4 protein-coding genes are annotated in these 8,502 nt (G+C 68.6%); 3 read left to right on the top strand and 1 reads right to left on the bottom strand.

The window, feature by feature from the left end; all coding sequences use genetic code 11:
* Window positions 1–1,656: 1,656 nt before the first annotated feature.
* Window positions 1,657–3,393: a sodium:proton antiporter gene (locus F4Y45_01495; protein MXY23179.1), complete on the bottom strand. Its 1,737-nt coding sequence runs from the start codon at window positions 3,391–3,393 to the stop codon at window positions 1,657–1,659.
* A 235-nt stretch (window positions 3,394–3,628) separates the two neighbouring features.
* Here F4Y45_01495 and F4Y45_01490 point away from each other — a divergent pair, with 235 nt between their 5' ends.
* From F4Y45_01490 to F4Y45_01480, 3 genes are all read left to right on the top strand, one after another.
* The gene (locus F4Y45_01490) at window positions 3,629–5,770 is read left to right on the top strand and encodes a PQQ-binding-like beta-propeller repeat protein (GenBank protein ID MXY23178.1); all 2,142 of its coding nucleotides are present in this window, start codon (window positions 3,629–3,631) and stop codon (window positions 5,768–5,770) included.
* A gap of 29 nt (window positions 5,771–5,799) precedes the next feature.
* On the top strand, window positions 5,800–6,696 hold the full coding sequence (locus F4Y45_01485; protein ID MXY23177.1) for an MBL fold metallo-hydrolase: 897 nt from the start codon (window positions 5,800–5,802) through the stop codon (window positions 6,694–6,696).
* A gap of 28 nt (window positions 6,697–6,724) precedes the next feature.
* On the top strand, window positions 6,725–8,502 hold a 1,778-nt coding region (locus F4Y45_01480; GenBank protein ID MXY23176.1), incomplete at its 3' end, for a PQQ-binding-like beta-propeller repeat protein.

Genomic DNA, 8,502 nt, shown 5'->3' with positions numbered 1-8,502 from the left:
CCCCTTGGGCGGCGGCGGGTTCGGGCCGGGGGGCGGCGGGCGATTCTCGACCTTCAGCAGTCAGCCTTCGTCCAGCTTCTACGACGTCAACGGCAAGCTGCTCTTCAACCCGTCGGCGTCCGACTCCGTGTCTCTCTCGCTCTACAAGGGCAATGACAACCTCGACAATTCCCGGTCCCTTCAGGTTCCGGAGGGGCTATTCGAGAGGCTCCTGGCGCGCGGCATCGACCCGGCGGAACGCGGGCTCGATCCCGGCGGTACTCTCGACATCACCGACGTGGGCGATTCCGGCAACACCGGCGTCGGCCTCGTCTGGTCGCGGCAATGGCGCCCCGGCGTGCTCAGCGAAGTCTCCCTGGGCTATTCCCTGTTCAGGGATGTCCGGGATCGAAGCCGGCAAATCGGCTCCGACGACAATCCATCCTCCGAGGGCAATCAGGTGGAGGACCTCACGTTCAGGGCCACCGTGCCCATCACGATCGGCGTCGGCCACACGCTGGAAGGTGGGGTCGAGGTTACCGGGAACCGGCTCTCCTACAACCTGATGTCCGGACCGGGGCGGGGCGTCCGGGAGGGCGCCGGCGTGCTCGCCAGCGTGCTCAATCGGGACGAGGAAGGAAGGCTGGCGGCGGCGTTCCTCCAGGACCGCTGGCTGATCGGATCGAGACTGATCCTCGTCCCCGGGATTCGCGCGACCAACTTCGACCGGACGAACGGCTGGTACACCGAGCCGCGCTTCGCCGCCACCCTCTTCCTGACGGATGAGCTCAAGCTGAAGACGGCGGCGGGGCGCTACTACCAGTTCACCAACCGCATCACGCGCGAGGACGTACTGCAGGGCAACCGCGAGTTCTGGAGCCTGTCGGACGGTGCGACGGTGCCTGTCGCGGAAGCGACGCATCTGATAGGCGGCGCGAGCTACGAACGGGGCGACGTGCTCGTCGACTTCGAGTTGTTCACCAAGGACCTGACGGACCTGACGCAGTTCGCGCCCCGTTTCGCCGGTGCTTCCGACGACGTGGACTACGAGGACTTCTTCTACCAGGGCACGGGAACTGCCCGCGGGGCCGAGCTGCTGTTGCAGAAGCAATCCGGACGGCATACGGGATGGGTGAGCTATACCCTGAGCCAGGTGGAGGAGCAGTTCCCCGACCTTCAGGCGGCGCCGTTTCCCGCCACGCACGATCAGCGGCACGAAATCAAGCTCGTCAACCTGCACCAGATGGGTGACTGGCGCCTTTCCCAGACCTGGATCTACGCGAGCGGCAAGCCGTACACGGAACCGGTGGGCCTGGAACCGGTCGAGCTTCCGTTCGGCGGGACCATCGACCGCGTCGTCACCGGATCCCAGAATGGCGGCCGGCTGCCCGCCTACCACCGCCTGGACGTGGCGATCAATCGCGAGTTCTATTTCCGCGACGCCATGCGGGGCGTGTTCAGCCTCACCCTGTTCAACCTCTACAACCGGCAGAACGTCTGGTACAAGGAGTTCGAGGTCATCGAGGACGAGATCATCGAGAACGACATTCGGTTGATGGGGCGGACGTTGAACGCGACGGTCACGCTGAAGTTCTAGCGTTTGCGGGGTGCCGGTTTGAGAGGATGCCGGCCTGGAGGCCGGCGCACCAGGCCGGCGCACCGGCGGCGCACCTTGCGCTACGCCGTGAAGAACGCGACCAACGTCCAGCAGAGCGACGCCATCAGCGCCGCCACGGTCGCCTGCGGGATCTGCGTCTTGACGTGGTCCATCAGGTCGCAGCCGGTGCAGACGGAGCTGAGCACGGTGGTGTCGGAGATGGGCGAGCACTGATCGCCGAAGACGCTGCCGTCCATGACGGCGGCGAAGCAGACGGTCATGAACAGCTCGGGATGCGAGAGCCCCTGCGCGTTGGCGACGGCCCAGGCGAGTGGCATCGCGAGCGGGAACGCGACGGCGTAAGTGCCCCAGCTCGTGCCGGTCGAGAAGGCGATCACCATGGTCATCACCTGCAGGATGACCGGCATCAGGAAGTAGGGGATGTTCCCGCCGAGCTGATCGACGAGGAAGACCCCGCCGCCGGTCTGGACGCTGATACCGCCGATGGTGATGGCGAGGAGCAGGATGACCGAGCCGAGGACGACGCCCTTGATGCCGTCGTGATAGCCCGCCAGGAGGTCCTTGAGCGCCATCCCCTTGCCGAGCGCCATGGCCGAGGCGAGCAGCAGCGCGCCGCCGAACGCCCATTGCACGTTGGGCGAGCCGTAGGCGATGAACGTGCCGACGGCGACGGCGATCAGCAGGATGAGGGGCAGGAAGAACTCGAGGACGTGGGGCTTGTAGCCCTCCGGCACCTGGCCGCCCTGCAGCTCCTTCGCGCTCAGCGGTTCGGCGTCGGCGTCGTCGAGCTCGCCGGTCGCGCGGCTGCGGTCCATCGCCGCCTTCAGGCGCTTGCCGAGGAACAGGGGTTTCTCGATGCTCAGGAGGAAGGTCCCGAGGACGGCGAAGATCGCGTAGAAGCAGAAGGGGACGCTCCGGAAGAAGAAGGCGATCCGGTCGCCTTCGGTCGCGAGGAAGCTGACCCCGGAGACGAAGATGAACGCCTGCACGTAGCCGGGCCACGCGTTGAAGGCGAGCTGCGACGCGATGGGCGACGCGGTAGAGTCGACGATGTAGGCGAGCTCCTCGTGGCTGACCCGCTGCTGGTCGGCGATCGGCTTGACGGTGGTGCCGACGACGACGGTGCTGACCGTCCCGCCCTGGAAGAAAACGATGCCGAGCATCCAGGCGACCAGCTTGGCGCTCCTCGGGCCGCGGACGAAGCGCCGCGTCATGAACTCCGCGAACGCGCGCGCCGCCCCGGTGCGCGACCAGACGCCCATCAGCCCGCCGAGCAGCCAGAGGTAGAGCAGTAATATCCCGGCCGCGTTGGTGGTCGAGAGCGACGGGATCAGCACCTCGCCGGTGATGTCGTACTGGCCGAGCAGCAGCGCCCCGGCGACGATGCCGGCCCCGAGCGACGTCACCGGTTCGCGCGTGACCCAGCAGAGCAGCACGGCGACGAAGGCGGGCAGCAGCGAGAAGTAGCCCCAGTGCCGCTGCGCGCGGAGCTGGTAGTAGACCGTTTCGGTCTGGCCGTCGCGCGTTTCGGTCGCCACGACGAACTCCTCGGTCACGGGCGGCACGTCGGTCGAGCCGTCCACCACCGCCGGATCGATCTGCGCCTCGGCGATCGGCACCGGATCGAAGTAGGCGGGCTCGCCCTCGGCCAGGTAGTAAAGGCGTCCGTCGTCGTCCGTGCGCGCGTCCAGCGTCACCTGGTCAACGATCCAGGTGGGCGGCACCGTGGCCCCGACGATCCAGGACGTGAGCAGGGCGCAGGCGAAGATGGTGAACTTCTGGATGCCGGTGGTCATGCGAGCACCTGGTACAGCGCTTCCTTGTCTTCCAGATTGACGCGGGCGCCCGGCGGCCTTGCGATCCAGCGCGGCGCAGTCTCGTGGCGGTCACACTCGGCGCAGGTCTTTCGCGTCTTCTTCTTCATGGGCGACCATTGTCGCATGCCGATGCTCGCCAACCGGGGGACGCAGTGGTATAAGGGGCGAGCGGCGCCGATCACAGCGTGTCCGAGCGGAGCCGGGAGGAGCGACCATGGCGCATCGCGCGACTACCTTGATCATTGCGGCCACCCTGGTGGCCGCCTGGGCGTTCGGAACGGTCTGGACGGGCCCGGCCCCGGCCGTCCACGCCGCCGCGGCGCAGCAGGGCGCCGACGGCTCGTTCACGGCGGATCAGGCGTCCGACGGCTGGTCGGTCTATGGCGTCCAGTGCGAGGAGTGCCATGGCACCGGCCTGGAAGGGATGGTGCACGCGCCGCCCCTGATCGGTGTGGAGTTTCTGGACATCTGGGCGGGGCAGACGACCGACGAGTTGTTCGCCTACCTGCGGGACGAGATGCCGCCGGGGCAGGCGGGCGCGCTCAGCGATCAGGCCTACATCGGCCTCGTGGCCTACCTGCTGGAGGCGAACGGCGCGGTGCCCGGCGAGCGCACGCTGACGGTGGATGCGGGGGTGATGATCGGCGATGCGGCGGATGTCGAGGAAGCCCGCCGCGCGGCGGGGGCAGGTGAGCGTCCGCGCCGGCGGTCGACCCGGTTCGTCAACCGGGAGGTGCCGCATGCGCTGACCCCGGTGACCGACGCGCTGCTGGCGGATCCGCCGCCGGGCGACTGGCTGACGTGGCGCAGGACGCGGAACAGCCACGGCTACAGCCCGCTCGATCAGGTAACGCGCGAGAACGTCGGCGCCCTGAAGCTCGCGTGGTCGCTCGCGATCCGGCCCGGCAACCACCAAACGACGCCGCTCGTGCATGACGGCGTGATGTTCCTCGCCAATCCCGGGAACGTCGTGCAGGCGGTCGACGCGGCCACCGGCGACGTGATCTGGGTCTACCGCCCGCAACTGCCGGAAGACGTCCGGGCCGGGCCGACGCGCACGCTGGCCCTCTACGGCGACAAGCTGTTCCTGGCGAGGTCCGACGCGGTGCTCGTCGCCATCGACACGCGGACCGGCGAGGAAGTGTGGTCGACGGTGAAGGCGGACTACGCGCAGGGCTTTCGCCAGAACGCCGGACCGGTCATCGCCAATGGCGTGCTGATCACCGGCACCAACGGCTGCGAGCGCTACACCGAGCAGACCTGTTTCATCACCGGTCACGATCCCGACACCGGCGAGGAGCTGTGGCGCACGTCGACCATCGCGCTGCCCGGCGATCCGAACGACGGGTCGTGGGGCGACACGCCGCCGTATCTGCGCGCGGGCGGCGACGCCTGGATCCCGGGCAGCTTCGATCCCGACCTCGGGCTCTTCTACATCGGGACGGCGCAGGCGAAGCCGTGGGTGGCGGCGAGCCGCGGGATGACGATCCGGCAGGATGCGCTCTACACGAACTCGACCCTCGCCCTGAACCCGGGCACCGGCCGCGTGGAGTGGTACTTCCAGCATGCGCCGGGAGAGACGCTCGACCTCGACATCGTCTACGAGCGGGTGCTCGTGGATGCCGACGGGGAGCAGTGGCTGTTCACCATCGGCAAGGACGGCATCCTCTGGAAACTCGACCGGCGGACGGGGGCGTTCGTCGACCTGCGCGAGACGGTCCACCAGGACATCTTCGAGTCGATCGACAAGACAACGGGGGAGCTGACCTACCGGGAGGACCTGCGGGACATCGCGATCGGCCAGCGGGTCTTCGCCTGTCCCAGCCTCCTCGGCGGCCACAACTGGCAGGCGTCGGCCTACCACCCGGGGGCCGGCGCCCTCGTCATTCCCCTCCACCAGGCGTGCATGCACCTGACCGGCCGCGAAGTGGAGTTCATCGAGGGCGGCGGCGGAACGGCGGGCCGGTACCAACTACTGGAGATGCCCGGCAGCAACGGCAACACCGGCAAGCTGGCCGCCTATGACGTCCGGACGATGGAGGAGCTCTGGAGCCACGAGCAGCGGGCGCCGTTTCTGACGTCGGCGCTTACCACGGCGGGCGGGCTGGTGTTCGCCGGCGACGGGGCCCGCTACTACCGCGCGTTCGACATTGAGACGGGCGACGTGCTGTGGGAGACGCGGCTCGCCGCGTCGGCGCACGGCTACCCGATAACGTACGAGGCGGGCGGGCGGCAGTTCATTGCCGTCCCCGCCGCCTTGGGCGGCGTGTTCCGCACGCTCACGGCGAACCTGAGCCCGGAGATCTATCAGCCCGAGGGCGGCAACGCCCTGTATGTGTTCGCCCTGCCGGAGTAGGCGGGTCACCGCAGGAGAGGAGTCACGAAATGAAGTGGAATCGCCGCGAGTTCATCGTCACGTCAGCCGTCGGTATGGTGGGGACCGCGCTGCACCGGGTTCCGCTCCTCGCGCAGCCGCCGGCGACGCCGGAATTCACCGCCCTGCGCGGCGACGTGGGCATCTTCACCGCCCGCGGCGGGACGATGGGCTGGCTCATCAACCCGGATGCCGTCGTGGTGGTCGACAGCCAGTTCGCGGATACGGCCCAGATGTTCCTCGACGGCCTGGGCGAACGCACGCCCCGGCAGATCGACGTTCTCATCAACACCCACCACCATGGTGACCACACCGCCGGGAACCAGACGCTGCGGCCCTCGGTCGACCGGATCGTCGCGCACGCCAACGTGCCGGGTCTGCAGCGGCGCCAGGCGGTCCAGCGGGACACGGAGGCCGCCCAGGAATACGCGGACGAGACATTCGACGAGAACTGGAGTCTCGACGCCGGGGGCCAACAGGTGTCGGCAAGGCACTACGGTCCGGCCCACACCGGCGGGGACGGGGTCATCTTCTTCGAGGACGCCAATGTCGTTCACATGGGCGACCTGATGTTCAACCACCGTCACCCGTTCATCGACCGCCCGGGCGGTGCGTTGATCCGCAACTGGATTACGACCCTTGAGCAGGTCGTCGCGGACCACGACAGCGACACTACCTACATCTTCGGACACGCGGGGCCGGGGCATCCTATTACCGGCCCCGGGAGCGTGCTGCTCGGTATGCGCGACTACTTCGCCGGACTCCTCGAGTACGTCGAGCAGGGGATTGCCGGCGGCAAGTCGGCCGAGGAGATCGCGCAGGTCGAACAGCTACCGGGGTTTGGGGACTACTCCGGCGAGCCCGCGCGCAACATTGGAACCGCATACGAGGAAGTCACCGCCGGCTGAGCGATCCGGAAGCAGTGGTGGACGCAGGATGAGATACGGGCCGCTCCACGTACTGGCCGCCGGTGGGCTGATTGCCGCCGCCACGCTCGTCGCGACTCCGGCGGTACCCCGCGGCGTATTGGGGGCGGGCACGCTTCTGGCCGCGGCGCGGCCGCAGGATGCGGCGGACGGAGCCTTCACGGCCGAGCAGGCGGCGGCCGGCTGGTCCGTCTATGCCCGCCGTTGCGGTGAGTGCCACGGGACCGGGCTCATGGGGTTGTCGCACGGGCCGCCGCTCCGCGGCGTCGACTTCCTGAACGGCTGGGCGGGCCGGACCACCGACGAGCTCTTCGCCTACGTCCGCGACGAGATGCCGCCGGGGCTGGGCGGATCGCTCTCGGACGCGGTCTACCTGAACCTTGTCGCCTACATGCTCGACGTGAACGGCGCGCGCGAGGGTGGGACGGCGCTAACCGCCGACGCGGGTGTCCTGATTGGTTCGGAGACGGATGTCGATGAGGCGCGGCGGGCCGCGCGCGAGGGCGAGACGCCGCGGCGGCGGTCGAGGCGGTTCGTCAGCCGCGAGGCGGAGGGGCTGACCCCGGTGACCGACGTCCTGCTCGCCGACCCGCCACCCGGCGATTGGCTGAGCTGGCGCCGGACGCGCGACAGCCACGGTTTCAGCCCGCTCGATCAGGTGACGCGCGACAACGTGGATCAGTTGCAGCTCCAGTGGGTGCTGGCGATCCGGGAAGGCAACAACCAGACGACGCCGCTCGTGCACGATGGCGTGATGTTCCTGGCGAACCCGGGAAACGTGGTGCAGGCGATCGACGCGGCGACGGGGACCGTCCTCTGGGAATACCGTTCGCCGCTGCCCGAGGATGCGCCCCAGTACGGGGCGACCCGCACCCTTGCGCTCTACGGCGGCAGGGTGTTCCTCGCGACCTACGACGCCGCCCTCGTCGCCCTCGATGCGCGGACCGGGACGGAGGTGTGGCGTACCGTCAAGGCGGACTACACCCAGGGCTTCATGCAGTTCGGCGGGCCGGTCATCGCGAACGGCGTCGTCGTGAGCGGCATCAATGGATGCCAGCGCTACAAGGAGCAGACCTGCTTCATCACGGGCCACGATCCCGACACCGGCGAGGAGCTGTGGCGCACGTCGACCATCGCGCTGCCGGGCGATCCCAACGACGCGTCGTGGGGCGACACGCCGCCCTATCTGCGGGCCGGGGGCGACATGTGGATCCCGGGGAGCTATGACGCGGAGCTCGACCTCTTCTACATCGGCACGGCGCAGGCGAAGCCCTGGGTGGCGGCGAGCCGCGGCATGTCGACGCGGCAGGACGCGCTCTACACCAACTCGACGCTTGCCCTGAATCCGCGCACCGGGCAGGTGGAGTGGTACTTCCAGCATGCACCGGGCGAGACCCTCGATCTCGACATTGTCTACGAGCGGGTGCTGGTCGACGCCGACGGCGCCCAGTGGCTGTTCACCATCGGCAAGGACGGCATCCTCTGGAAGCTCGACCGGCGGACCGGCGCGCTCGTCGATCTACGCGAGACGGTTTATCAGGACATCTATGAGTCGATCGACCGGGAGACGGGACGCGTCCATTACCGGCAGGACATCCGCGACGCGGGTGTCGGCGACCGGGTGCCCGCCTGCCCGAGCCTCTACGGCGGCCACAACTGGCAGGCGTCGGCCTACCACCCGGGCGCCGGCGCGCTGGTGATTCCGCTCCATCAGGTCTGCATGCACCTGACCGGACGCGAAGTGGAGTTCGTCGAGGGCGGTGGCGGGGAGGCGGGCCTGTCGCTGAT

The sequence above is a fragment of the Acidobacteriota bacterium genome, from assembly GCA_009838525.1.
GTDB lineage: Bacteria > Acidobacteriota > Vicinamibacteria > Vicinamibacterales > UBA8438 > VXRJ01.
This window is presented reverse-complemented; position numbering and strand designations above follow the sequence as displayed.

Coding starts and splice junctions, on each gene's coding strand:
- F4Y45_01485 (MXY23177.1), top strand. CDS start 5,800: ATGAAGTGGAATCGCCGCGAGTTCATCGTCACGTCAGCCGTCGGTATG.
- F4Y45_01495 (MXY23179.1), bottom strand. CDS start 3,393: ATGACCACCGGCATCCAGAAGTTCACCATCTTCGCCTGCGCCCTGCTC.
- F4Y45_01490 (MXY23178.1), top strand. CDS start 3,629: ATGGCGCATCGCGCGACTACCTTGATCATTGCGGCCACCCTGGTGGCC.